At 67.2% G+C, this 24,192-nt stretch carries 22 protein-coding genes and 1 tRNA gene; 6 read left to right on the top strand and 17 right to left on the bottom strand.

Annotation, left to right across the window (positions count from 1 at the left end):
- Nucleotides 1-119: 119 nt before the first annotated feature.
- From N2K95_RS06110 to N2K95_RS06095, 4 genes are all read right to left on the bottom strand, one after another.
- The gene (locus N2K95_RS06110) at nt 120-707 is read right to left on the bottom strand and encodes a MerR family transcriptional regulator (protein WP_308206313.1); all 588 of its coding nucleotides are present in this window, start codon (nt 705-707) and stop codon (nt 120-122) included.
- A gap of 193 nt (nt 708-900) precedes the next feature.
- Nucleotides 901-1,395, bottom strand: coding sequence for a bifunctional nuclease family protein (locus tag N2K95_RS06105; protein WP_255792765.1), 495 nt, complete (start codon nt 1,393-1,395; stop codon nt 901-903).
- 1 nt (nt 1,396) lies between these two features.
- On the bottom strand, nt 1,397-2,146 hold the full coding sequence (gene ftsR / locus N2K95_RS06100; RefSeq protein ID WP_255792766.1) for a transcriptional regulator FtsR: 750 nt from the start codon (nt 2,144-2,146) through the stop codon (nt 1,397-1,399).
- Nucleotides 2,147-2,183: 37 nt separating this feature from the next.
- Nucleotides 2,184-2,654 (bottom strand): FHA domain-containing protein, encoded by a 471-nt coding sequence (locus N2K95_RS06095; protein WP_255792767.1) that lies wholly within the window; start codon nt 2,652-2,654, stop codon nt 2,184-2,186.
- A gap of 329 nt (nt 2,655-2,983) precedes the next feature.
- Here N2K95_RS06095 and N2K95_RS06090 point away from each other — a divergent pair, with 329 nt between their 5' ends.
- Nucleotides 2,984-3,562 (top strand): GNAT family N-acetyltransferase, encoded by a 579-nt coding sequence (locus tag N2K95_RS06090; protein ID WP_260653343.1) that lies wholly within the window; start codon nt 2,984-2,986, stop codon nt 3,560-3,562.
- Here N2K95_RS06090 and N2K95_RS06085 read toward each other — a convergent pair.
- Nucleotides 3,559-4,578: a PQQ-dependent sugar dehydrogenase gene (locus N2K95_RS06085; RefSeq protein ID WP_260653342.1), complete on the bottom strand. Its 1,020-nt coding sequence runs from the start codon at nt 4,576-4,578 to the stop codon at nt 3,559-3,561. The two genes, N2K95_RS06090 and N2K95_RS06085, sit on opposite strands and share 4 nt — an antisense overlap.
- Nucleotides 4,579-4,886: 308 nt before the next feature.
- On the opposite strand from N2K95_RS06085, the gene N2K95_RS06080 reads away from it, so the two are divergent.
- Nucleotides 4,887-5,402 (top strand): alpha/beta fold hydrolase, encoded by a 516-nt coding sequence (locus tag N2K95_RS06080; RefSeq protein WP_260653341.1) that lies wholly within the window; start codon nt 4,887-4,889, stop codon nt 5,400-5,402.
- 32 nt (nt 5,403-5,434) lie between these two features.
- On the opposite strand, the gene N2K95_RS06075 is transcribed toward N2K95_RS06080, so the two are convergent.
- On the bottom strand, nt 5,435-8,164 hold the full coding sequence (locus N2K95_RS06075) for an AAA family ATPase (RefSeq protein WP_260653340.1): 2,730 nt from the start codon (nt 8,162-8,164) through the stop codon (nt 5,435-5,437).
- A gap of 276 nt (nt 8,165-8,440) precedes the next feature.
- Here N2K95_RS06075 and N2K95_RS06070 point away from each other — a divergent pair, with 276 nt between their 5' ends.
- Both N2K95_RS06070 and N2K95_RS06065 read left to right on the top strand, forming a co-directional pair.
- Nucleotides 8,441-9,025, top strand: coding sequence for a small multidrug efflux protein (locus N2K95_RS06070; RefSeq protein WP_260653339.1), 585 nt, complete (start codon nt 8,441-8,443; stop codon nt 9,023-9,025).
- A gap of 89 nt (nt 9,026-9,114) precedes the next feature.
- A complete protein-coding gene (locus N2K95_RS06065) occupies nt 9,115-9,756 on the top strand; it encodes a hypothetical protein (protein WP_260653338.1) in 642 nt (213 codons plus the stop codon).
- 89 nt (nt 9,757-9,845) lie between these two features.
- Here N2K95_RS06065 and N2K95_RS06060 read toward each other — a convergent pair.
- The 10 genes from N2K95_RS06060 to N2K95_RS06015 all read right to left on the bottom strand — a co-directional run bounded on the left by N2K95_RS06060 (nt 9,846) and on the right by N2K95_RS06015 (nt 19,671).
- Nucleotides 9,846-9,919 (bottom strand) — tRNA-Pro (locus N2K95_RS06060).
- Nucleotides 9,920-10,134: 215 nt separating this feature from the next.
- Complete coding sequence (gene der / locus N2K95_RS06055) at nt 10,135-11,697, bottom strand: ribosome biogenesis GTPase Der (protein ID WP_255792776.1); 1,563 nt, start codon at nt 11,695-11,697, stop codon at nt 10,135-10,137.
- Nucleotides 11,698-11,865: 168 nt separating this feature from the next.
- Complete coding sequence (cmk, locus tag N2K95_RS06050; protein ID WP_255792777.1) at nt 11,866-12,567, bottom strand: (d)CMP kinase; 702 nt, start codon at nt 12,565-12,567, stop codon at nt 11,866-11,868.
- Nucleotides 12,564-13,673, bottom strand: a complete 1,110-nt coding sequence (locus N2K95_RS06045) for a prephenate dehydrogenase (RefSeq protein WP_260653337.1) — start codon at nt 13,671-13,673, stop codon at nt 12,564-12,566. Before N2K95_RS06045 ends, cmk begins: the two co-directional genes overlap by 4 nt.
- 3 nt (nt 13,674-13,676) lie before the next feature.
- A complete protein-coding gene (locus tag N2K95_RS06040; protein WP_255792779.1) occupies nt 13,677-14,879 on the bottom strand; it encodes a pseudouridine synthase in 1,203 nt (400 codons plus the stop codon).
- A gap of 24 nt (nt 14,880-14,903) precedes the next feature.
- Nucleotides 14,904-15,545, bottom strand: coding sequence for an SMC-Scp complex subunit ScpB (gene scpB, locus N2K95_RS06035; protein WP_260653336.1), 642 nt, complete (start codon nt 15,543-15,545; stop codon nt 14,904-14,906).
- Complete coding sequence (locus tag N2K95_RS06030; RefSeq protein WP_260653335.1) at nt 15,535-16,461, bottom strand: segregation and condensation protein A; 927 nt, start codon at nt 16,459-16,461, stop codon at nt 15,535-15,537. Before N2K95_RS06030 ends, scpB begins: the two co-directional genes overlap by 11 nt.
- Nucleotides 16,462-16,486: 25 nt before the next feature.
- Complete coding sequence (locus N2K95_RS06025) at nt 16,487-17,380, bottom strand: ParA family protein (RefSeq protein WP_255792783.1); 894 nt, start codon at nt 17,378-17,380, stop codon at nt 16,487-16,489.
- Between the two features lie 114 nt (nt 17,381-17,494).
- Nucleotides 17,495-18,082 (bottom strand): GNAT family N-acetyltransferase, encoded by a 588-nt coding sequence (locus N2K95_RS06020; protein ID WP_260653334.1) that lies wholly within the window; start codon nt 18,080-18,082, stop codon nt 17,495-17,497.
- Between the two features lie 161 nt (nt 18,083-18,243).
- Complete coding sequence (locus N2K95_RS06015; RefSeq protein ID WP_260653333.1) at nt 18,244-19,671, bottom strand: cation:dicarboxylate symporter family transporter; 1,428 nt, start codon at nt 19,669-19,671, stop codon at nt 18,244-18,246.
- 132 nt (nt 19,672-19,803) lie between these two features.
- On the opposite strand from N2K95_RS06015, the gene N2K95_RS06010 reads away from it, so the two are divergent.
- Together N2K95_RS06010 and N2K95_RS06005 are read left to right on the top strand one after the other, a co-directional pair.
- Nucleotides 19,804-21,426, top strand: a complete 1,623-nt coding sequence (locus N2K95_RS06010; RefSeq protein WP_260653332.1) for a sensor histidine kinase — start codon at nt 19,804-19,806, stop codon at nt 21,424-21,426.
- A complete protein-coding gene (locus N2K95_RS06005) occupies nt 21,423-22,148 on the top strand; it encodes a response regulator (RefSeq protein WP_260653331.1) in 726 nt (241 codons plus the stop codon). The genes N2K95_RS06010 and N2K95_RS06005 overlap by 4 nt, the downstream gene beginning before the upstream one ends.
- Before the next feature lie 12 nt (nt 22,149-22,160).
- On the opposite strand, the gene N2K95_RS06000 is transcribed toward N2K95_RS06005, so the two are convergent.
- Complete coding sequence (locus N2K95_RS06000; RefSeq protein WP_260653330.1) at nt 22,161-24,077, bottom strand: AMP-binding protein; 1,917 nt, start codon at nt 24,075-24,077, stop codon at nt 22,161-22,163.
- Nucleotides 24,078-24,192: the final 115 nt, after the last annotated feature.

Raw genomic sequence — 24,192 nt, 5'->3', positions numbered from 1 at the left:
GTCCGGCGAAGGGCACAATATACCTATAAAGGAAGGGCATCCCCGCGGGGATGCCCTTCCTTTATAGGTTGACCGGCATACGCGGGTCCGAGCTGTGTGCCTTAACTGAGCTGTGTGCCTTAACTGATTTTCCGGGCGATACGGCGCTGGCTCAGCTCGTCGCCGGGAAAGTCGTGCTCGTTGACGTGCTCACTGGGCAGCTGCGCGAGGCTGCCCTCAACCTCTCGCCAGACCCGGCCCACGGCAATGCCGAAAACCCCCTGGCCGCCCTGGACCAGATCAATGACCTCATCGGCGGACGTGCACTCGTAGACGCTGGCGCCGTCGCTCATCAGGGTGATCTGGGCCAGGTCCTCCACACCGCGTTCACGCAGGTGCTCAACGGCGGTACGGATCTGCTGGAGCGATACGCCGGTATCCAGCAGCCGCTTGACGACTTTCAAAACCAGGATGTCGCGGAACCCGTAGAGGCGCTGCGTGCCGGAGCCGGCTGCACCGCGTACGGCGGGTTCCACCAGGCCCGTGCGTGCCCAGTAATCCAGTTGTCGGTAGGTAATTCCGGCTGCCTTGCAGGCAGTGGGTCCCCGGTAGCCTGCGTCTTCGTCGAGAAGAGGCAGATCCTCGGTGAACAGCAAGCCCTGGGCGCTCCGGGAAGGGATGCTCCCCGGTGCCACGGCGTGTTCGCCGGCATCGCCTTTCGGACTCACGTGTGCCTCCTAGTAACGGTTCCCGTGGGGGTCGGCACTGGCCGGAGCTGTCAGGGTTTCTTCAGTGTGCCCCGAGAACTCCCCCGGTGCAATGGGAACTCTATTCTTCGACGTTAGAACCGACGGGCACCAAGGTCAAAGACGCCGGGAACTTTTTCGCCAGCGTGTCGGCAGGCTCCGGCCGAAGGGGCGGTCAGCGCTCGAAGTCTTCGGGCTCGACGTCGGCCAGGAACTCCCGGAACTGGCGCATCTCCTGCTCTGCGTTGTCCTGCTCTTCTTCGCCTTCGGGCTCGGCATCGGCAATCCGGACGCCGGCTTCGTTGAGGACCTCGTCCGCGCAGTAGATAGGGCACGGGATCCGCAGGGCAACGGCGATCGCGTCGGAGGCCCGCGAATTCACCGCGGTGCCGTCTTCGAAGACAATCTCCGCGTGGAACACCGTGTCTTCCACGGAGATCAGCCGGACGAAGGTGACTTCACGCTTCAGGGCATGGATCAGGTTCACGAGCAGGTCATGGGTCATGGGCCGCGGGGGAACAATCCCCTGCTGCACGAAGGCGATTGCACTGGCTTCCGGCGCCCCGATCCAGATGGGCAGGTGCCGTTCGCCGTTGACTTCCTTGAGCAGGACCAGCGGCTGGTTGGACGGGAGTTCTATCCGTACACCGACAACTTCCACTTCCTGCATCTCAGCCCTCCATCCGCGCGATCTGGCCGTGCACCAAGGCACTATGCAGACTCAGGCAAAGGTCGCTGATCTCGCGGGCGGTCTCGGCGGCACGCGCCTTGGAGGCAACGTCGCGGCGGGAGGCGACGGGTGCAACCACCCGTTCCACGAGGCCAAGCTCCCGGTCCGCAGCGGCACGGAAAGGACGCAGGTGCCGGGGTTCGATGCCGTGGGCTTCGAGCTGCACGCAGGCCTTGGCCACTTTCAGTGCATGCTCGTCATAGTTTTCATCCGCGCCGCTGATCAGGCCGTAGCTGGCCAGGCTGTGCACCAGTTCGGTGCTCGCTCCGGATTCCTGCACGAGTTCGTTGAAGGTCAGGGTCCGGGCGTGGGCGCGGGCGGACAGCTCCCCGGCCAGCTGGTCCGACACGGCCCGGGGCGCGAGGGACATGCCCCCGGGCAGGGATTCCGGCCGCTCGCCCCGGTCGATGGCATCCAGGTAGTCCTTGATGACCTTCAGGGGCAGGTACTGGTCCCGCTGCAGTGCGAGCACGAACCGCAGGCGCTCGACGTCGGCCGAAGTGTATTTCCGGTACCCGGCGGCGGTGCGCTGCGGCGTCACCAGGCCCTTTTCCTCGAGGAAACGGATCTTGGATGCGCTGATGGCGGGGAACTCTGCGCTTAGCTCGCTCAGGACCTCGCCGATATTCAGCACCCTGCCGCGCAGCCGTTCGGTTCCGGTGGTGCGCCTGACGGGCTGTGATGCTGACATGTTTACTACCTTATCTGCCCGACGCCGGGGCCTGAGCCTAGTTTCCGGCGGATGCGGGGCGGGCAGCGTAAAAAGTGAGTCGGAACTTGCCGATCTGCACTTCGCTGCCGGTGCGCAGCAGCACGCTGTCGACCCGGTCATGGTTCACGTACGTGCCGTTCAGGCTCATGGAATCCACCACCCGGAAACCCTCCGGGGTGCGGCGGAACTCAACGTGCTTGCGCGAAACCGTGACGTCGTCAAGGAAAACGTCGGCGTTGGGGTGCCGGCCGGCGGTGGTGATGTCCTGGTCCAGGAGGAAGCGTGCACCGGCATTGGGACCGCTGTGGGCGATCAGCAGGGCCGACCGCGCAGGAAGAGCCGCAACGGCGGCCCTCTCGTCCGGGGTCAGCTTGGGCTCGACCGAAGTGGAATCCGACATCGGGGGAAGACTGATGGATGTGGTGTCCTCCGCGCCGGGTGCCTGTCGGCTGCCCGCCCGTTCGGCGCTGTACTTCTCGCCCGCCATGTGCAATTTCCTCCCCAAAAAAGAAAACTGATCAGCCAAAAATGACTGGCTGACCCGGTTCCGATGACTGTTTCTGCCTTACATGCTGTATCAGCCTACCCGTAACCGGCCCGGCGCGGCACTGGTTTACAAGTACTGCTTTCCTGCTTTCATTCGCTGAGGCCGTAATTCGCCGGGACGTGGCTGCCTGCGGCCGGTTCGCTGCCGTGTGCCGATGGGCCGGGCACCGCTGCTGGGTGGGTCTGCTTCCGTTGCTCCGGCCGGCAGGTTACGGTACGAGGAATTCGAGGCGAAAGCGTATCGAGTGCCCAACTCAAAGGAACTGCGAAATGATCGAGGTCCACCCCGCCACCGCGGACCGGTTCGACGATGTCGCCGCGGTCCTGGCACCCAGGAACCCCGGCGCGCAGGCCTGCTGGTGCCTCAGTTACCGCCTCCCGACGTCGGAGTTCCGAACCCTGCCGGGTTCCGAACAGCAGGGCCGGCTGCGACGGTACGCCGAGGAGGGCACCCCGCCCGGCGTCGTCGCGTACGTTGACGGTGAGGCCGCAGGCTGGTGTTCGGTAAGCCCTCGAGCCAGCCACCACCGGCTGCGGTCCTCACGGACCATCCCTGCCGTCGACGACGTGCCGGTGTGGAGCGTGGTCTGCCTGGTTATCCGGCCGCAGTTCCGCCGGCAGGGGCTGGCCCGGCATCTGCTCGACGGCGCCGTCGACTATGCCCGGTCCTCCGGAGCGCCGGCGCTGGAGGCCTATCCGATCGACGCCGGGGGCGGGCGGATCAGTTCCTCGCTCGCGTACGTCGGTACTACCGGATTGTTCGAGGCGGCCGGTTTCGAGCGCGTGGTGGAGACGGCGTCGAAGTCCGGCGGGAAGACCCGGTGGCTGATGCGGAGAAGCCTCGCCTAATCCGTGGCCAATCGGAGAATCCGGTCGTCGTCCTGCCCCGGCCGGCCGCGGCCGTCGGTGTTGTTGGTCAGGATCCAGACGCTGCCGTCCGGAGCGTTGACGACGTCGCGGAGCCGGCCGTATGCGCCGGCCAGCTGCTCGGTGGAGGTACCGGGATTGTCCAGCGGGACCTCCCGCAGCCGTTCTCCTCGCAGGTTGGCGATGTACAGGGAGGTCCCCGCGACGGCGATGCCGCTGGGACTCGCTTCCCCGGGGGTCCACTGCTGCACGGGGTCAATGAATCCGTTGTCCCCGGCGATGCCCTCCACCTCCGGCCAGCCGTAGTTCCCTCCGGCCTCGATCACGTTCAGTTCATCCCAGGTGTTCTGCCCGAACTCGCTCGCATAGAGGACTCCGTCGCTGTCCCAGGCGATGCCCTGCGGATTGCGGTGCCCGTAGCTGTAGACAAGCGTTCCCGGGAACGGGTTGTCCTCCGGGACACCGCCGTCCGGGTTCATCCGCAGGATCTTACCGGAGAGCGAGTCCCGGTCCTGGGCGCTGTCCCGGCTGCCGGCGTCGCCCGCCGTGGCGTAGAGCAAGCCGTCGGGGCCGAACGCGATGCGCCCGCCGTTGTGGACCGGCCCGGCGGGGATGCCGTCGAGGATGGTTTCGGGGTCCTCCAGTGCGAGTGAGCCGGGCGCACCGGTGATCCGGCGGCGCTCGATCCGGTTCCCGCCGTCCGCAGTGAAGTACGTGTACAGATAGCCGCTCTGCACGGCGATCCCGAGCAGCCCGCCCTCTCCCCTGCCGCCGGCGTCCTCGATGGTGCCGGCCTCCCGGACATTGCCGTCGGCGTCGAGCTCCAGGACGCGTGCGGAGTCGCGTTCGGTGACCAGCGGGGTGCCCTCGTGGAAGGCGATGGACCAGGGTGCGTCGAGGCCGGTGACGAGGACTTCCGGGGCATTGGAGGCGGCGTCTCCGGGGATATCGGTAGCGGCCGGAGGGCCTGGCTGCTCATCCGCTGCCGTACACCCCATCAGTGTTGTAAGGAGAGCGGCAGCGGTCAGAGCAGCACGGCGCCGAGGCTTTGCCCTAGTCAACGCTCACACCGCAGGTGAGGTTGGGGAGCGCACCGTTTCTGCCGGCCGCGCAGTCATGAACCCGCTCCTTCGTCGATGGAACCTGGATGGCGGACGCCCGGACGCCCGGACGGATGAGGCTAGCAGGGCTCGGCCCCGGAGTCATCCGAGACTGCCCCCTTGACCTCTGAGTTCGCAGACCGCCAAGCTGGCTGGAACAACAGGCGACGCAAACCCGGCACGGCAATGAAATCCCGGGAGAACGCATGGAGATCCTCTTCGTCCACGGAGCCGGCGGTTACCAGGACGACCTGCCCCTTGCCGAAGAACTGCGCACCCGCCTCGGCCTGCCCGTGACGGCACCCCGTTTCCCCGACGCGGACATGTCGGCCGCGGGCTGGCGCAGCGAAATCGAACGGCATCGGAACACCCTCGCCCCTGACCTGGTCATCGTGGGGCATTCCTTCGGGGCGTCGATGGCCCTGCTTCACCTCGCCGATGAATTTCAGGGCACCCCGCCGCTGGGATTTGTCCTCCTGGCAATGCCTTTCTGGGGGTCGGAGGGTTGGCAGGCGGAGTACACGCTGCCTGCGGACGCCACGCTGCCAACCGGCTTCCCGGTCTGGCTCCACCATTGCGTCGACGACGAGGTGGTGCCCATCGGCCACTTGGACCGGCACGCGGCTCGGTTGCCGCAGGCGCAAGTCCGCCGGCATACGTCCGGCGGGCACCAGTTCGAGGGGCGGATGGGGGCGGTTGCCGACGACGTCGGCACGCTCTAGTGGCGAGGCCTCGACCGTCCCGCCCGCGGGCCTCAGGAAAGGGACAGCTCGCGGAGCTGACGGCGCGAGGTGACGCCCATTTTGCGGAAAATATTGCGGAGGTGGGCATCAATCGTCCGTGGGCTGAGAAAGAGTTCCGTGGCGACTTCGCGGGAGGTTGCACCGGTGGCCACCAGCCGGGCGATGTGCATCTCGTGGGCGGTGAGGGAGTCGGCCGGCTGGGCGCTTCGCTTGCGGGGGTGCTCGCCGGTGGCGCGAAGTTCGCGGGCGGCGCGGGCGGCGAACGCCTCGGCGCCCATGTCCAACAGCATCCCGTGCGCGGTGCGGAGCTGTTCGCGGGCGTCCTGGCGGCGGCCCTCGCGGCGGAGCCACTCGCCGTAGACGAGGTGCGTTCGGGCGAGATGGGTGGTTATCCGGCAGCGGTTGAGTTGCTCGATCGCCTCGCGGAAGTGTTCCTCAGCGGCTGTCCCCGTAGAGGTCAAAGCCCGTGAATGCGCCGCCAGACCGAGCCCCCACGGCGTACCGCTGGCGAGGGCGCGTGAAGTGAGTTGCTCCAGCGCATCGGCCGCACTCTCCGGCCGGCCGGAACGGCACGCCGCTTCGACGAGTTCAGAGTGGGCCAGGTTGTTGAACCTCACCGCTTCGGTGTCGATGGCCCGTGCCGCCGCGGCATGAGCTGCGGAGTAGTCGCCCAGACCGTTATGCAGCACCGCCATGGCGTACTGTGTCAGGGCATCCTCGGTGCTGTGCGTCTGTTCGGCAGCCTTGCGGACAATGCTCGCGCGCATCCCGGCGGTCTCGTCTGGACGGCCGCGCCAGGCAGACAGGAGGAGCTGCGCGTGCAGCAAGGGCACAGCCTCGGTCGCGGCTGCGATCGCTGCGTGCTCGGCGGCGCGGTCGAACTCACCCGAGAGCACTTGTATGACGGATTGGCCCAGAAGTGCGTCCGGGAGTGCGGCAAGCGCGCCGGTCTCATGGGTCAGACGGACATGACGGATGGACACCGCGTGGAGCATCTCGTCGTCGAACACCGACATTGCGGTTCGGCTGGCGAGCCACCCCCAGCGGCAGGTGTCGGCGACGCTCAGCGCATCACCATCCGGCTCCTGGCCTCCGAAGGCCGCCAGCGCCCGCCGCAGCCCCGGCACCCCGGCCGAATATCCCTGCGTGAAGGTCGTCACAAGCCCGTCGAGCAGCAGATCCGCAGGCCGCGGAGACCCCGTCGCGGCGGGCGCCGCCAGGGCGGCTTCGGTCACTTCCGGTATGCCGCGGCCGCGGCGGAAGTCACCGGTGACGATCGCCGCTTCGAGCGCGCGCAGATACGTCTCACGGGACAGCACCGGGTCCAGCGGGGCCAGGCTCTTAGCGGCTTCCAGCAGCATCCTCGGCCCGTCGGCGTCGCGCGCGAGGTGGAACGCGATCCGGGCGCGCAACAGCTCGAGCCGAGCCTGCTGCAGGGTGTCGAGCGGCCCGGCCGAAGCGACCGTCAGCAGCTCCGAGGCGTCTGCACCAGCCTCGTGCTTGTCCTGCGCGGCCTCCAGCGCCCGGCTCGCGCGGGTGGCAGGGTCAGGGGTCAGTCTGGCCGCATGCCCCATGAACGCCGCCGCGGCGGCCAGCCCGCCGCGGGCGCGCGCCCGGCCTGCTGAGCGCACCAGCCCAGCGGCGGCGTCCTCGTCCGTGCCCAGCACGGCCTGGGCCCGGTGCCAGGCGTGGCGGTCGGGGTCGACGTCCGGATCGATAGCAGTGGCCAGCGCGTCGTGTGCACGGCGACGCTCCAGCGGGGCGGCGGACCGAAGCACAGCTGAACGCACCAGCGGATGGCGGAACCTCACCCGTGTATCAATCTCCAGGAGTCCGGCGGCCTCTGCAGGCGCGGCAGACTCGCCGGCGATCCCCAGGTGCGCGGCCGCGCGCCACAGCAGCGCCACCTCCCCGGTAGGATCGGCCGCGGCAACCAGCAGCAATAGTTGAGTAGGTGCCGGCAGGCTGTCCGCGCGTCGCCGAAAGGTGTCCTCGATGCGGTGTGTGATGCCCGGCACCGGCTCAAACCCGCCGGCCACCCATGCCGCCGGCGCGCTTCGGGCCAGCTCCAGCAGCGCGAGAGGGTTCCCGTGCGCCTCCGCGACGACGTGCTCGCGCATCCCGTCGTCCAGGGGTACGTAGTCGGCTGCTGCCAGCAGCTCCCGTGCGTCCGCCTCGTCGATCCCGCCCAAGCGTACGACGGGTATGCCGTCGAACCCGCGCACATCGCGCTCGGTGGGATCCCGCAGGGCGAACACCAGCGCCATCGGCTCCGCGGCGACCCGGCGTGCCACAAAGGTGAGGACCTGAGCCGACGCCTCGTCCAGCCACTGCGCATCGTCAACGAGGCACAGAAGGGGCCCTTCCTCAGCGGCCTCGGCCAGCAGGTTGAGGGTGGCCAGTCCGATCAGGAACCGATCCGGCACTGCACCGCTTTGCTGCCCGAACGCCACGCCCAGAGCGGCCTGCTGCGGCTCGGGCAGGGCACCCATGCGGTCCAGCAGGGGTGCGCACAACTGATGCAGGCCCGCAAAAGCGAACTGCGTTTCGCACTCCACCCCGACCGAGGACACTACTCGGAACCCCGAGGCATCAGCCCTGCCGCGGGCGTACTCGAGCAGCGCCGTCTTTCCGATACCCGCTTCCCCTCGCACGATGACTGCCCCGCTCAGCCCGGCCCGTGCCTGCGAGAGGAGGTTGTCGACCGTCGCGCGCTCCGCGGACCGGCCCAGGAAGTCCATCAGTGTCACTCCCTTCAGAGCATGACGGCACCTTATTAGGCAATGTTCGCCTACGCAATCGAAGTCGCTCCGGCCCAAGCGGCTAGGTGGAAACCGGCGGAAAGGCAGGGGTATCCACCGACGCGAAGGCGCCGCCGCCGGTGCGAATCTGAGGACTCCGATGCAGACGAAGCAGTACGGCCCAGCCCAGACCTGGGAACACGGTTTGTGCTGGACCGTTTCGAGAATCGCACGAATCCACGACCCGCATTAGACATAAGAAAGAAGCGCCGAACCATGAACCCCATTCAGGAACTGATCATTAGCTTCCAGGATCTGGCGGCCCAAGTGCCCGAGATCATCCGGCCCTTCATCGTGATGCTCGCCGGGGCGGTTCCGTTCATCGAGACCGAAGGAGCCTCCATGATCGGCATCCTCGGCGGCCTCCACCCTATCGTTGCCGGTATCGCGGCCGCAGTCGGCAATTTCCTGAGCGTGGTTTTCGTGGTGCTCTTCACCTCCCGGGCCCGCACTGCGGTCACCAACCACAACAGGGGCCGCGTCGCGGCTACTCGCAGCGCCGAGCGTGTCCCGGCCTCCCTGGGTTACCAGGGGTCCGCTGCGTTCGAGGAGACGGCGCCGGCCAAGCCCGTATCCAAGGGGCGCCAGCGCTTCATGAAGTGGCTCGTCCGCTTCGGCGTCCCCGGCGCAAGCATCCTCGGTCCCCTCGCGATCCCGACCCAGTTCACCTCCGTGATCCTCATCGCCAGCGGAACCTCCCGTGGCTGGGTGCTGCTCTGGCAAGGTGTGGCAATCGTCATATGGACGACAGTGGCCACCGTCTCGTTCTGGGCCGCCCTCACCTTCGTCGTCGGAGTCTGAGTCACATGAAAGGCCGGATCGAAGATCCATCGGCGGAACGTAGCCGCGCCGGCAAGGCAGCTCCGAAGAAGCCATTCCGGGAGGAACAAGTGACACCCAAAGAGACGCTGGAACCCGGGGACGGCCATACGCTTCCGCGCTATCGATGGTGGCAGCTGTTCTCGCGTTCCCTCTTTCATCTGCAGCTCACCGGCGAGGACGGTGCACCGGAGATCTGGTCCGTAGAGGTCCGGCCCGGGGGTGATTCGGACGGCGAAGTGCGCGCGCAGCTCTACCGCAACGGGATCAACCAGGCCCAATCGAAACTTCCCGCGGTGTTCGCAGTGCCGGGTGGCGCCATCGAGGTCGAGGTCACCATCTACGGGCTCAGACGCTGCCACTATGTGACGCCCGACGGGTCCGAGCGACAGCTTCTACCTGATCCTGCCTCGGCCGAAGGACTGCGCGCCCGACTGGAACGGACCAATCCGGCGCTGAGCCGTGCCGTTGGCATCGTATCGGCCAGCGTACTCGTGGTCGCGCTCGTGCTCGGCGTTCCGCAGATCATTGAGCAGATCATGCAGCTCCCGCCCATCGCGGAGAACATCGGCACGTTCTCCAGCCCGTTCCAACTTCCGGCATCGGCGAACTTGGTGCTGCTGCTGGCAACGCTGGCAGCCAGCACCGAGCGCGCACTCCGGCTGCGCTACAACTGGGTCCTCGACGGCGGCTTCCTTGAGGGTGGTGACTAGAGCATCGGCCGGGCTCTGCGGCAGGCTCAGCCCGGCACCCGCTTAAACGACAAAAGCCTGATGAAACTTCCGTTTCATCAGGCTTACCGTCGGGTTGACAGGATTTGAACCTGCGACCCCCTGACCCCCAGTCAGGTGCGCTACCAAGCTGCGCCACAACCCGCAGTTCTTCCGGAATCTCTCCGGCTGAACCACCTCAAATACCTTACACCACAACCGACCGTTCCGTCGCATCGGACGTTGCGGGCGGGCACAGCGTGACCGATCTACCGCGCGGTGAGCACCGGATTCCGCGGCCCGGGGCCGGGCGAACGAAGAAACCCCGGCCCCGCTCCCCCGACTGGGAGAACGGAACCGGGGTTCACGAGGCCAAAAGACTTAGCGCTTGCTGTTCTTGCCGCGCTTCTCGCGCACACGCATGCTGACCTCGATGGGCGTGCCCTCGAAGCCGAAGGTTTCACGAAGCCGGCGGGTGATGAAGCGGCGGTAGCCGGGATCCAGGAAGCCGGTGGTGAACAGCACGAACTTCGGCGGACGCGAGGAAGCCTGCGTGCCGAAGAGGATGCGGGGCTGCTTGCCGCCGCGCACGGGGTGCGGGTGGGCTGCCACAAGCTCGCCCAGGAAGGCGTTGAGCTTGCCGGTGGGGATGCGCTTGTCCCAGTTCTCCAGGGCGGTATCCAGAGCAGGAACCAGACGGTCCTTGTGCCAGCCGGTCTTGGCCGAGATGTTCACGTGCGGGGCCCATTCAACGTGGGCCAGGTCGCGCTCGATCTCGATCTTCAGGTAGCGGCGGCGTTCGTCGTCGAGCAGGTCCCACTTGTTGAAGGCGAGGACCAGTGCGCGGCCGGATTCGATGGCCAGCTGCAGGATGCGGACGTCCTGCTCGCTGAGGACCTCGTCCACGGCGAGGAGCACGACGGCGACCTCGGCCTTCTCCAGGGCGGCCTGGGTACGCAGTGACGCGTAGAAGTCGGCACCCTGGGCCATGTGCTGGCGGCGGCGGATACCGGCGGTGTCGACGAAGCGCCAGGTGCGGCCGCCAAGTTCGATCATTTCGTCCACCGGGTCGCGGGTGGTGCCGGCCGTGTCGTCCACGACCACGCGCTCGGAACCGGCCAGCTTGTTCAGCAGCGAGGACTTGCCCACGTTCGGGCGGCCGATCAGGGCGATGCGGCGCGGGCCGCCGGAGCGGTCCAGGCCACCGTAGGCGGAGTACTCGGGCAGCACGTCGAGGACGGCGTCGAGCATGTCACCGGTACCGCGGCCGTGCAGCGCCGACACCGGGTACGGCTCGCCGAAGCCCAGGCCCCAGAGGGAGGAGGCGTCGGCTTCGTTCTGGATGTCGTCCACCTTGTTGGCGACGACGACGACGGGCTTGCCCTTGCCGCGCAGCATCCGCACCACGGCCTCGTCAGTGGCGGTGATGCCGACGGTGGCGTCGACCACCAGCATGACGGCGTCGGCGTGGTCGACGGCGATTTCGGCCTGGTCTGCCACACGGGCGTGGATGCCGCGGGCGTCGTGCTCCCAGCCGCCGGTGTCCACCAGCGTGAAGTTCACGCCGTTCCAGGTTGCCGGGTAGGACACCCGGTCACGGGTCACGCCGGGGGTATCCTCGACGACGGCCTCGCGGCGGCCGAGGATACGGTTCACCAGGGTGGACTTGCCCACGTTCGGGCGGCCAACGATGGCGACCACGGGATCCTGGCGCAGGGGTGCGTCTTCGTCGTATTCTTCGAAGCCGCCGGCGAGCAGCGCGGCGTCTTCTTCATCAAGCTCATAGTCGTCGAGACCGGCGCGGAGGGAGCGGGCGCGTATATCGGCCTCGTCGTCGTCCAGTGCCGCCAGGCGCTCGTCGATGGAGTCTTCTCCGGACGGGATGTACTCGTCCGTGGAGGTCCCGTCACCGGCGGTGTCGTCGTTGAGAGGTTTTCCGTTCATTGAATTGCTTTCTTTCCGTTGAGGTCTGCAGCACTGCGTACAGGCCGTCGCCGGACGTTCAGCCCGGTAAGTGTGAGGGAGGATCGCTGCGGCGTTTCCGCCGGATGTCCTCCTCCCATTGAAACACGGGCGGGTGCCCGTAGTTGGTGCCGGGTTCCCGGCAGGGAGTTAGTGGGTGCTGGTGAAAACCACTTCCAGTACCGCGGAAACGGTCTCTTCGAAGTCCAGATCGGAGGAATCGATGGTGACGACGCCGTCGGCTGCCTGCTGGAAATCCACCACGGTGGAGTCCTTGGCGTCGCGGACGAGGACCTGTTCCTTCAGCGCCGCGGCGGTCTGCGTGCCGCCCAGCTGGATGCCGCGGCGGCGAAGCCGTGCTTCCTCGCTGGCAGTAAGCAGGATCCGGACCTCGGCATGCGGGGCCACCACGGTGGTGATGTCCCGGCCTTCGGCAACAATCCGCAGACCGGAGTCCCGGATCAGCTGCTGCTGGCGGCGGACCAGCTCTGCACGGGCACCTAGCGTTGTGGCGACGGCGCTGACCGAAGAGGACACGACCGGTTCGCGGATGGCGTCGGTGACGTCGCGTCCGGAGACCCGGACCCATTCCTCGTCCGGAGACAGGCTCAGGGCAATGTCGGCGTTTTCCGCCGCGGCTTCGACGGCCACGGAGTCCGTCAGGTCAATGCCGGCCTCCATGCAGGAGAGCGTGACAGCGCGGTACATGGCTCCGGTGTCGAGGTACGCAGCATGCAGGCGGCGGGCTACTTCCCGGCTGATGCTGGATTTGCCCGAACCCGACGGTCCGTCAATGGCCACCACCAGCGGCTTCCCCAACCGGAACTGGGCCGGATTTACATTTGAACTCACTGCACTACCTTCCACCCGCGGGCGCTTAATTCAGAAACAAGGTCATTCACCCGGCCGGGCAGGACGGAGATTTCCGCCCGTCCCACCTGGCGTCCGGAGGCATGCTCCAGGCGCAGGTCTTCCAGGTTCACGCCGATCTCACCGATCTCGGTGAGCAGCCGGCCAATCTGGCCCGGGGTGTCATCCACCAGCACGGTGAAGGACACAAAGGTCTGCGCCGGCCCGCCGTGCTTGCCCGGAATCCGGGCCTGCCCCGCGTTGCCTTCGGCAATCAGCTGCGCCATGTCCAGACGCGCACCGTCCGCCACCGGATCCTCGAGCGTGCGGATCAGCCGGTTCAGGTCCTCGCGGACCCCGTGCAGGATCGGCACCAGCCGGCCGGCGTTTCCGCTGAGGATCTGCACCCAGAGATTCGGGTCACTGGCGGCAATCCGGGTCACGTCGCGGAGGCCGTTGCCGGACAGGGCGAGCGACTGCGGCGGGGTTTCCTGTAGCCGGCTGGCCACCAGGGAGGCCATGACCTGCGGCAGGTGCGAGGTCAGCGCCACGGATGCGTCGTGCTCCTCGGCGGACATCCGGGACACCACGGCGCCCAGGTCGAAGGCGAGAGCCTCGGCGCAGCGCACGGCGTCCGGGGCCGCTTCCTCCGGCGGGCAGATGACCCAGGGCATGCCGTTGAACAGTTCCGCCCGCGCAGCCACCGGCCCGGATTTCTCCCGGCCCGCCATCGGGTGCGTGCCCACGTAGCGGCTGAGGTCGGCGTCGCGCTCCCGCAGGTCAGCCAGGACGGCGGACTTGACGCTGGCAATATCGACGACGACGGCGGCCGGCCAGTCCTTCAGCGCTGCCGCAGCCAGGGGCGCGGTGACGTCCGGCGGAGCGGCAACAACCACGAGCGCCGGCTCGAAGCCTTCACCTGCGGTACTGAGCAACCGTCCGGCGCCGATGTCACGGGCCACGGCCTCTGTCGAGGGAGACAGGTCCGAGAGCACCACATCGGCACCCCGGGCCGAAAGCCCGAGGCCGATACTAGTGCCCAAGAGTCCCGTGCCAATAATCAGCACGGATCCGGACAGGTGAGTGCCCCCGTCAGCGGCAGCGGCCATTCGCTACAGTCCTACTGAGGCGAGCAGGTGTCCGACCTCGCCGCGGCCGAGGACGCGGATGCTGCCCTGGCGCTGGTCACCCAGGCTGATCGGGCCGATCTTCGTGCGGACGAGGCGCTCCACCGGGTGCCCGACGGCGTCGAACAGCCGGCGGACAATGCGGTTGCGGCCCGAGTGCAGGACTACCTCGACCAGGAGGTGGCCCGGGGTGGAGTCGACGAGTTTGAAGGAATCAACCTTCTGGAAGCCGTCTTCCAGCTCAATGCCTTCCCGCATCTGTGCGCCCACACCGTGGTTCATCGGTCCGCGGACCTGCACCAGGTAGGTTTTGGGCACTTCGTAGGAGGGGTGCGTCAGCCGGTTGGTCAGCTCGCCGTCGTTGGTCAGCAGCAGCAGGCCCTCGGTTTCGTTGTCCAGCCGGCCAACGTGGAACAAACGCTCGTTCTTGCTGGTGGACTTAAGGAAGTCGCTGATGCAGGGACGCCCTTCGGGGTCTTCCATGGTGGAGATGACGCCGCGGGGCTTGTTGAACACGTAGTACTTCTGGGTTTCGTCCAGCTGCAGGCGCATGCCGTCCACATGGATGGCCACCGTCTCCGGGTCGACGCGGACGCCGAGCTCGGTGACAACCTGGCCGTCAACTTCGACGCGGCCTTCGGCAATCATTTCCTCGCAGACGCGGCGTGAGGCGACGCCGGCACTGGCCATGACCTTCTGCAGGCGGACGCCTTCGGGGTTGTGCTGTTCGGAAATCACCGGGGCCGCGGGGCGGCGGGTGGTGGAACGGCGCACGGGGCCCAGGTTCTGGCCGAAGCGCTCCCCGCGGAAAGCGCGGTCACCGCTCTTGCGCTGGCCTGCCTGGGGGCCGCCGAACTTGCCGGCACCGGACTTGGTACCGGACTTGGGGGCGCCGGTCTTGGGTGCACCGGTGCGGGCGCCACCGGACTTGCCGGTGCTGTTGCCGAAGGCCTTCACGGCGTCGGACTTGAACTTCTCGGGACGGGCGGCTTCGGGGCTGACGCTCCGGTAGCCGTTCGCGCGGTCTTCGCCGGGCTTCAGGCCCGATGCGGAGCGGGGTCCGCCGGTGCGGGGAGAGGAAGGCTTGGAGCCGCGGCCGACGCCCTTGCCGCCGGCGGGGCCACCGGCACTGCGTCCGCCGCCGCGCGGGGTATTGCGGCCGGATCCGGAACGGGGTGCTGGGGTCATGAGTAAGTCCTTTGGGTGTAGCGGTTAATAAGTAGTGTCTTCAAATTCGGCCAGGTTTTCCAGCCCAGGCAGGTGCGGTGCAATCTGCGGAAGCTCGTCGAGACTGCCCAGGCCAAGCCGTTCCAGGAAGTACGGCGTTGTCCGGTACAGCAGCGAACCGGTTTCCGGTTCCGTGCCGGCGTCGACGATGAAACCACGCTGCACCAGCGTGCGGACCACCGAATCGACGTTGACTCCCCGGATCGCGGAGACCCGGGCCCGGGAGACGGGCTGCCGATAGGCAATGACCGCCAATGTTTCCAGTGCGGCCTGCGACAGCCGGGCACTCTGGCCTTCCAGTACAAACTTCGACACAACGGGCGCATAGTCAGCGCGGGAAAAAATCCGCCATCCGCCTGCAACATCGCGGAGTTCAAAACCACGCGGTGCGCCCTCGGGTCCACCCCCAGTATAGCCGTCATACTCCTGCTGCAGTTCCGTGAGGGCAGCGAGCACTTCCTGCTCCGGCACGCCGATCACCGAGGCCAGCAGTGCGGGGGCCGCGGGTTCGTCCACCACCATCAGCACCGCTTCCACGGCACCCTTCACACCGCCGGGCAGTGCAGCTGCTCCATCGATGCCTTCCCCGGCACCCTTCCCGGTATCGAAAGCAGGTTCAGCCGTCATGACCGTCCCCTTCCACGTTCGTGTGTTTCCCCGGGCGGTCTTCGCCGCCGGCGGGTTCCGGCTCGTATTCATCCACTCCGGCGAACCCGGTTTCCGGATCCGCATTCCCGGTCCAGGTGATGAGCAGTTCCCCCAGCGGGGTTTCCTGCTCGAAACTGACGGACCCGTCGCGGAACAGTTCCAGCAGCGCCAGGAAGCGGGCCACGGCGACCGGACCGTCGGCGTCGGAGACAAGGGCCGCGAACGTTGCGGCGCCTCCGCCGGTCAGGCGTTCGGCCAGGATCAGTGCCTGTTCCCGGACGCTGGTCTTGGGGGCATGCAGGTGTTCGAGCCCCACGGCCGGGGGCTGCTCGTCGCGCGGCTGCAGCGCACGGGCAGCAAGGTCCGCGAACTGTTCCGGGGTGGTGCGCCAGATCAGTTCCGGGAGCATTGCCGCGAAGTGCGGGTCCAGGGATACCTGCCGGGGGAAGCGCTGCGCTTCATCGGACAGCCGCTCCCCCAACAGGGCGGCCATCTCCCGGAACGCCTTGTACTGCAGCAGCCGGGCGAACAGCAGGTCCCGGGCCTCGAGCAGGGCAACGTCTTCCTCGTCCTCAACGTCCCCGGCCGGAAGCAGCCGTGCGGCCTTGAGGTCCAGGAGTGTTGCGGCGATGACCAGGAATTCACTTGCCTCGTCGAGCGCCACCTCGGGCCCGGTTCCGAAGAGTTCACGGATGTAGCCGAGGAACTCGTCAGTGACGGCCGCGAGGGCAATCTCGGTGATGTCCAGCTCGTGCTTGGAAATCAGGCCCAGCAGGACGTCGAACGGTCCGGTGAAGTTCGTCAGGCGGACTTCGAATCCGGTGCGGGGTACTGATGCCCCGGCGTCCGGATCCCGGGGATCCGGTTCCCGGGCGTCCGGCAGCGCTGCGGTCAAGGGCACCGTCTCCGCGGACGCCCCCTTAGGGCGCGCCGCCGCGGGCAATCAGTTCCTTGGCGAGGCGGCGGTAGGAATCGGCGCCGGGGTGGTTGCCGGCGTAGGAGGTGATCGGTTCCGCAGCCACGGTGGCGTCTGCGAACTTGATGGTCCGCTTGATGACCGTTTCGAAGACCTTGTCGCCGAAGGCTTCCACCAGGCGGGAAATGACCTCGCGGCTGTGCAGGGTGCGGGCGTCATACATGGTGGCCAGGACACCGTCTACCTGCAGTCCGGGGTTGAGCCGGTCCTGGACCTTCTCAATGGTCTCCACCAGCAGGGCCACCGCACGGAGGGCGAAGAACTCGCAGATCAGCGGGATGATCACACCGTGTGCCGCTGTGAGGGCGTTGACGGTCAGCAGGCCCAGGGACGGCTGGCAGTCGATGAGGATGACGTCGTAGTCATCCGAAACCTTGCGCAGGGCACGTTCGAGAACCTGCTCGCGGGCTACCTCGTTCACGAGCTGGACCTCGGCCGCGGAAAGGTCGATGTTGGCCGGCAGCAGGTGGATGTTCTCGATGGAGGTTTCGTGAATCGCGTCGCGGATATTCACCTTGCGGTCCATCAGCACGTTGTAGACGGTGAGGTCGAGTTCGTGCGGGTTGGCGCCCATACCTGCGGACAGGGCACCCTGCGGGTCGAAGTCGACCAGCAGTACGCGGCGGCCGGCCTCGGCGAGGGCTGCACCCAGATTGATGGTGGAGGTGGTCTTACCGACCCCGCCCTTCTGGTTCACCATCGCAATGATCCGGGCAGGACCATGCGAGGTGAGAACGGGAGGCTCGGGGAATACCGTCAGGGGACGACCCGTAGGGCCCATCACCGTTTCGGTTGCGATTGCGTCCTGCAGAGTTGATGAACTCTGATCGCTGCTCACGTATAAATCCACGCTTCCATATCTAGCTGTGCTGCGGGCTGTCTTCGTCAAGGTTACAGCCGCACAACGGCCATCCCGCTAATCAGGGCCGCGGCGACCGGCGAGCCTTGACGCTCAAGTAGAGGTCGAACGTTGCGGCCGCACCACCGCATGGAGGTGCATATCGTGCCAGCCGTCGGCATGCCGCAGGGCGCTTCGCTTGGTTCCCTCCAGGTCGAAGCCGGTTTTCCGGGCTACCCGGCAGGAGGCCTCATTGCGGACCGAATGGGAAAGCTGGAGGCGTTTGAGGCCCACCGTCCCGAACGCCCAGTTTTTCAGCGCCTGCACGGCGCGCGGTGCAACTGACTTTCCCCGTTCCGCCCAAAGCACCCAGTACCCCAGTTCGCCGTCACCTTCGTAGAGGTTGATGCGGCTTAGCGCCGCCCGCCCCACGACTCTCCCGTCACCGGCACATACGGCCCAGTTGGCCCCGGTCTCTTCCTGCCACCGGACTCCCCAGCCGCGGGTCCACTCAACGGCTTCTTCCTCGGTCGACATCGACCGGCGGTTGTAGCGCGAGATGCCCGGTTCGCTGTACGCCTTCAGCACCACCGCGGCATCGGCGGCGGCCCAGGGACGCAGGAACAGGCCGTCTGCATCGAGGACGGGCTGCTCTTCTCGGTTCAGCGTCCCCCGGGGCAGATACGGGCCAAGTGCAGTCATCGGAAACCACCGTTACGTTGAGCGGGAAGTGAGCACCATTATCCTCGCCGTAGTTTGCCGTGCCGGAAGCAGCGGCGGCACGGCAAAAAGAAACGCGTCCCGCCCCGGGGTCAGCCGGGGCGGGACGCGTTCTTCGGTGCTGCCGGCTCTGATACTCCGGGTTAGTGCTGCGTCCCGGCGGACGCGCCGGTAACTGCGGTGCTGCCTGCCGGGCCGGGCACGGTGGCAGCCAGTTCAGCGGACTCCGCCGTCTGGTGCGGTTCATTGGTGCCGGCGTCGACGTTCATGCTTGCCTCGTCGAAGGGACGCTCGCGGTTCAGGACTGCATTGACCTGTTCCTTGTCGATTTCCTTGGTCCAGGTGCCGATCAGCACGGTGGCGACGGCGTTGCCGGTGAAGTTGGTCAGCGCTCGGGCTTCGGACATGAACCGGTCGATGCCGACAATCAGGCCCACGCCTTCGATCAGGTCGGGGCGGTGGGACTGCAGGCCGCCGGCCAGGGTGGCCAGGCCGGCGCCGGTGACGCCGGCGGCTCCCTTGGAGGCCACGATCATAAAGACCAGCAGGGAGATCTGTTCGCCCAGTTCCAGCGGCTTGCCCATGGCCGAGGCAACGAACAGTGCGGCCATGGTCAGGTAGATGGCTGTTCCGTCGAGGTTGAAGGAGTACCCCGTCGGAACCGTCACGCCGACGACGGGCTTGGAAATACCGAGGTGCTCCATCTTCGCGATCAGGCGGGGCAGGGCCACCTCGGAAGAGGAGGTGGAGAAGATCAGCAGGTATTCGCGGCCCAGGTAGCGCATGAGCTTGAAGATGCTGAACCCGGTGACCAGCTTCAGCAGTCCGCCCAGGATGACGACAATGAAGAGGATGCAGGTGATGTAGAAGGCAACCATCAGGGTGGCCATGCTCACGATCGCCTGGATGCCGGTCTCGCCGACGACGGCGGAAATGGCACCGAAGGCTCCGATGGGAGCCAGCCACATGATCATCATGAGGATGCGGAACACCAGCGCCTGGATGTAGCCGATCCCCTTGAGCACCGGTGCGCCGGCGGGGCCCATCTTCTGCAGGGCAAAGCCGACCAGCAGGGCAACAAACAGGGTCTGCAGAATGGACTCACCGGTAAGCGAGGCCAGCAGCGTGGTGGGGATGATGCTAAGCAGGAAGCCCGTCATCCCTTCCCCCTCCTCGGGGGCGGCCGGAGCGGCACCGCTGGAGGCCTCCAGGTCCAGGCCTTCGCCCGGGTGGATCAGGTTGCCCACCACGAGGCCGATGGCCAGGGCGAAGGTGGACATGATGATGAAGTAGCCAAGCGCCAGGCCGCCCACCTTTCCGACCGTGGCTGCTTTGGCGATTGATCCGATGCCTAGGACAATGGTGCAGAAGATGACGGGGGCAATCATCATCTTGATGAGGTTGATGAACCCCGTCCCGAGGGGCTTCAGGCCCTTCGCAAACTCGGGGGCAAGGAGCCCGAGCACGGCACCGAGCACCACCGCAGCGATTACGGCGATGTAGAGGAAATGTGTTCTGTCCCGCTTACGGCTCTTCTGTGAACCGTCGTAGGGATTAGCGGCAGCTGCCATGGCGGTACTCCTTGATGCGTTTGGTCGGCTTCCATCTTCGATGATGATGTGATCACAGTCACCCTTGTGTTCATACTGTTCTCAACACCACCGCTTACGCCGTCGCAAGGAACCGCAATCAAAGGACCGAATGTGCACCGAGGCAGCCTAGCCGGCCGGCTGTTCCTGGCCCAGCTGGGCTTCATCCTGTGTGTCTCGGGCGGGATCGCCTGGGGTCTGTACCAGCAGGCGGAAGAGAACACCTACGACGAAACCCGTTCACGGATGCTGGCCGTAGCCAAGACCGTGGCCGCCGGAAGCGCGGTTCGGACCGCCGTCGACTCCCCCGACCCCGCCGTGCTGCAGGGCTACGCCCGCGAGGTGATGGAGCGCGTCGGGGTGGACTTCCTCACGATCATGGATACCGACCGGACGCGGTTCACGCACCGGAACCCGGACCAGATCGGCAGGCCCTATATCGGTTCCGTGGATGCCGCCCTGGCCGGGGAGAGTTTCACGGAGACGTACACGGGGACGCTCGGCCCCTCGGTCCGCGCGATCACTCCGGTGTACGACGACGCCGGCACCGTCACCGCGCTCGTCGCCGCCGGCATCACCGTGGACCGCGTCGGCATTGCCCGTGACGCACGGCTGCCGGAACTGTTTGCGATTGACGCAGCCGCCCTGGCTGCAGGTGCCGCGGGGTCCTATCTGCTCAGCCGGTATCTGCGCCGGGCCACCGCCGGGCTGGGTCCTGCCGAGCTCATGCATATGTACGCCTTTTACGATTCGGCCCTGCACTCGGTGCGCGAGGGGCTGCTGCTGCTCAATGACCGGGGGCAGCTGGTGCTCTACAACGATGAGGCCGCCGTACTGCTCGGCCTGCCGCCGGCAGGCACGTCCGCTTCGGGCCAGGAGCTCCCGGATGTTCCCGGACCGCTCGTGTCCCTGCTGCGCTCGGGCCGGGATGCCAAGGAGGAAATCCATCTCACCGGCGAGCGCATCCTGGTGGTCAACCAGTCCGCCGCGGTTTCCGCGGGACAGCACGGCCGGCGTTTCGGTACCGTCACCACGCTGCGGGACTCCACCGACGTCGAATCCCTGACCGGAGAGCTCGCCTCCATGCGCACGCTCGCCGAGGCCCTGAGTGCCCAGGCCCATGAACATGCCAACCGGGTGCACACCCTGGCGTCACTGATCGAGCTGGGGCGCAGCGACGAGGCCCTCCGATTCGCCACTGCGGATCTGGAGCAGTCCCAGCACCTCAACGACGAGGTGCTGGCGGCAGTGGAGGAACCTGCGGTGACCGCCCTGCTGATGGGCAAGACCGCACAGGCCCGCGAGCGCGGCATCACCCTGGACGTCGAGGTGGAGCCGGCAGCCGAACGGTTCACCGGAGCAGGCCTGGACCCGGTGGAACTGGTGACCATCATCGGCAACCTGCTGGACAATGCCTTCGACGCCGCGGAGCACTCCGTGATCCTGCACCTGGGCAGCGGCGACGGCGGACTGCTGATCGAGGTGCAGGATGACGGCCCGGGCGTCGACCCGGACATACTCGAACAGATATTCGAACAGGGGTTCAGTACGAAGGAACTGCAGGCGGGACGGGTGCTGGCCGGCCGCGGGATCGGATTGGCACTGGTCCGCCAGGCAGTAACCCGGCTGGGCGGCACCATCCGGGTGCTCAGCGGCTCCGGGGCCTGCTTCAGCGTAGAGCTCCCCGTGCAGCCCGGGGACCCGGTTCCGGGCTCCCTCGCTAAGGCAGCGTCGTGACCCGGCACTCCCCCGGGTCCGACGTCGGCGTGCTGGTGGTCGAGGATGAGGAGATTCCCGCCGAGGCCCACGCGGAGTATGTCCGCCGGGTGCCGGGATTCCGGTTGGCCGGCGTCGCCCGCACCGGAGCGGAGGCCCTGGAGGCGCTGAAGACCGCAGAGTCCGCACCGGTCGGCAGCGAAGCGCAGATCGGCCTGGTGCTGCTGGACATGAACCTGCCGGACCTGCACGGCCTGGACCTGCTGCGCCGGATCCGCGGGGCGGGACTCCCAGTGGATGTCATAGCCATTACCGCGGTCCGGGACCTGGCAGTGGTCCGCAGTGCCATGTCCGGAGGCATTGCCCAATACCTGATCAAGCCGTTTACGTTTTCTGCCTTCAGCGCCAAGCTCGCCGCGTATGCCGAGTACCGGCGCCGGATAGACGAGCAGGCAGCGTCGACCACGCAAAGCGAGGTGGACAGTGCGTTCGCCGCCCTGCGTCCCGCCGTCGCCGGCCCGCTGCCCAAGGGCCTTTCCGGGGAGACCCTGGAAGCCGTCGCGGACCTGCTCAAACGTGCCCGGACGCCGCTCTCCGCCTCCGAGGCCGCGGAAGCCCTGGCCATGTCCCGGATCACCACGCGCCGCTACCTGGAGCATCTGGCGGACCAGCAGTCCGTGCTGCGCTCGCCGAGGTACGGCACCCGGGGCCGGCCGGAGCTGGAATACAGCTGGCGCTGGTAGCGACGTGCCGGGTTAGGGAAGCGGACGCAGCACCGCGGTCAGGGCCTCCAGCACGCCCGGGTCCTCGATGGTGGAGGGCACGGTGTGCGGGACGCCGTCGGCGATCTGGCGCATGGTCTTGCGCAGCACCTTCCCGGACCGGGTCTTGGGCAGGGCATCCACCACATACACGTCCTTGAAGTCCGCCACCGGGCCGATCTGCGAGCGCACCCGTGCCACGAGCTCGGCACGCAGCACCTCGGCGTCGATCTCCGTACCGGCCTTCAGCACCACGTAGCCGGAGGGACGCTGGCCCTTGACCGGATCCGCAATGCCGATCACGGCCGCCTCGGCGACCGCCGGATGGGAGCCGACGGCCTGTTCCATGGCACCGGTGGAGAGCCGGTGGCCGGAGACATTGATGACGTCGTCGGTGCGCCCCATCACGAACACATAACCGTCCTCGTCCACATAACCGGAGTCACCCGTGGCGTAGTAGCCGTCGAACACGTCCAGGTAGGCGGCACGGTAGCGTTCGTCGCTGCCCCACAGAGTGGACAGTGTTCCCGGCGGCAGCGGCAGCTCCAGGGCGATGTTGCCCTCGGTCCCGGCCGGCACCTGCCTGCCGTCCGGTCCCAGGATCCGCACGGCAAACCCGGGAACCGGCACGGTGGGTGACCCGGCCTTGACCGGCAGTTCCTCCAGGCCCACGGGGTTGGCGCAGATGGCCCAGCCGGTCTCGGTCTGCCACCAGTGGTCAATTACCGGCACGCCCAGCGCGGTCCCGGCCCATTCCAGCGTGGCCGGGTCAAGGCGCTCGCCGGCGGCAAAGAGGTGCCGCAGCCGCGAGAGGTCGTAGCGGCCGGGCTCGACGGCGTCGGGGTCGGCCTTCCGGATGGCCCGCAGCGCGGTGGGCGCGGTGAAGAGGACATCGACCCCGTGCTCGGCCGCCACCCGCCAGAACGCCCCCGCATCCGGAGTGCCCACGGGCTTGCCTTCATACAGCACGGTGGTGGCGCCGGCGATCAGCGGGCCGTACACAATGTAGGAGTGGCCCACCACCCAGCCGACATCCGAGGCCGTCCACATCACCTGCCCCGGACCCACCCCGTAGATGTTCTCCATGGACCAGGCCATGGCCACGGCGTGGGATCCGTTGTCCCGCACCACACCCTTGGGCGAGCCGGTGGTACCGGAGGTGTAGAGGATGTACAGCGGATCGGCGGCGGCCACGGGGACCGGCCCGGCGGGCAGTGCATCCGCGGCGAGCGCGTCCCAGTCATGCCAGGCCGCGCCTCCCGCGCCGTCGAACTCTTCGCGCGTTCCGCTAAAGCCGGTCCGTTCGGCGACGACGACGGCGCGCACCCGGTGGGTTGCGGTTTCCAGGGCCTCGGCGACGGCGGGCAGGTATTCGACGGCCCGCTTGGGTTCGAGTCCGCCGGTCGCCGTCACGATGACGGTGGGTTCGGCGTCGTCGATCCGGGCGGCGAGCTCGCGCGGGGCGAATCCGCCGAAGACCACGGAGTGGACCGCACCGAGCCGGGCGGCGGCCAGCATGGCAATCACGGCTTCGGGGATCATCGGCAGGTAAATGATCACGCGGTCCCCCGGGCCTACCCCCAGCCCGCGCAGTACCCCCGCGAAGCGTTCCACCGCGGCGAGCAGTTCGCGGTAGGTGTACGTGCGGCTCGTCCCGAGCATTGCCGAGTCATAGATCAGCGCCGCCGTGTCTCCGCGGCCGGCGGCCACGTGCCGGTCCAGCGCGTTGTAGGAGGTGTTGAGTTCCGCCCCCGGATACCAGGAGTACAACGGAGCGTTGGCGTCCTCCAGGGCACGGGACGGCGGCGTGTCCCAGTCCACCAGTGAAGCGGCAGCGAGCCAGAAACCCTCGGGATCGGAACTGCTGCGCTCATAGGCCTGTGCGTAGGCTCCGGTGCTCTGCACGTCCATGAATCCTCCTTGATTCCAGTGGGGCCCGCCATGCCAGTTGATGCGTTCCGGGCCACACAAGGGCGATTGTGTATACAGCGGGACCTTCCGGCCGCCTTCTGTGCGCTCCACAGTA

The organism is Arthrobacter zhaoxinii, from assembly GCF_025244925.1.
Lineage (GTDB): Bacteria > Actinomycetota > Actinomycetes > Actinomycetales > Micrococcaceae > Arthrobacter_B > Arthrobacter_B zhaoxinii.
The sequence above is the reverse complement of the archived record's forward strand: the minus strand, read 5'-3'. Positions and strand labels throughout refer to the sequence as shown.

What these genes read in the sequence shown, in the direction of transcription:
- N2K95_RS06105 (WP_255792765.1), bottom strand. Translation starts at nt 1,395, where the DNA reads ATGCAGGAAGTGGAAGTTGTCGGTGTACGGATAGAACTCCCGTCCAAC.
- ftsR (WP_255792766.1), bottom strand. Translation starts at nt 2,146, where the DNA reads ATGTCAGCATCACAGCCCGTCAGGCGCACCACCGGAACCGAACGGCTG.
- N2K95_RS06095 (WP_255792767.1), bottom strand. Translation starts at nt 2,654, where the DNA reads ATGGCGGGCGAGAAGTACAGCGCCGAACGGGCGGGCAGCCGACAGGCA.
- N2K95_RS06090 (WP_260653343.1), top strand. Translation starts at nt 2,984, where the DNA reads ATGATCGAGGTCCACCCCGCCACCGCGGACCGGTTCGACGATGTCGCC.
- N2K95_RS06085 (WP_260653342.1), bottom strand. Translation starts at nt 4,578, where the DNA reads ATGGGGTGTACGGCAGCGGATGAGCAGCCAGGCCCTCCGGCCGCTACC.
- N2K95_RS06080 (WP_260653341.1), top strand. Translation starts at nt 4,887, where the DNA reads ATGGAGATCCTCTTCGTCCACGGAGCCGGCGGTTACCAGGACGACCTG.
- N2K95_RS06075 (WP_260653340.1), bottom strand. Translation starts at nt 8,164, where the DNA reads ATGGACTTCCTGGGCCGGTCCGCGGAGCGCGCGACGGTCGACAACCTC.
- N2K95_RS06070 (WP_260653339.1), top strand. Translation starts at nt 8,441, where the DNA reads ATGAACCCCATTCAGGAACTGATCATTAGCTTCCAGGATCTGGCGGCC.
- der (WP_255792776.1), bottom strand. Translation starts at nt 11,697, where the DNA reads ATGAACGGAAAACCTCTCAACGACGACACCGCCGGTGACGGGACCTCC.
- N2K95_RS06045 (WP_260653337.1), bottom strand. Translation starts at nt 13,673, where the DNA reads ATGGCCGCTGCCGCTGACGGGGGCACTCACCTGTCCGGATCCGTGCTG.
- N2K95_RS06040 (WP_255792779.1), bottom strand. Translation starts at nt 14,879, where the DNA reads ATGACCCCAGCACCCCGTTCCGGATCCGGCCGCAATACCCCGCGCGGC.
- scpB (WP_260653336.1), bottom strand. Translation starts at nt 15,545, where the DNA reads ATGACGGCTGAACCTGCTTTCGATACCGGGAAGGGTGCCGGGGAAGGC.
- N2K95_RS06020 (WP_260653334.1), bottom strand. Translation starts at nt 18,082, where the DNA reads ATGACTGCACTTGGCCCGTATCTGCCCCGGGGGACGCTGAACCGAGAA.
- N2K95_RS06015 (WP_260653333.1), bottom strand. Translation starts at nt 19,671, where the DNA reads ATGGCAGCTGCCGCTAATCCCTACGACGGTTCACAGAAGAGCCGTAAG.
- N2K95_RS06000 (WP_260653330.1), bottom strand. Translation starts at nt 24,077, where the DNA reads ATGGACGTGCAGAGCACCGGAGCCTACGCACAGGCCTATGAGCGCAGC.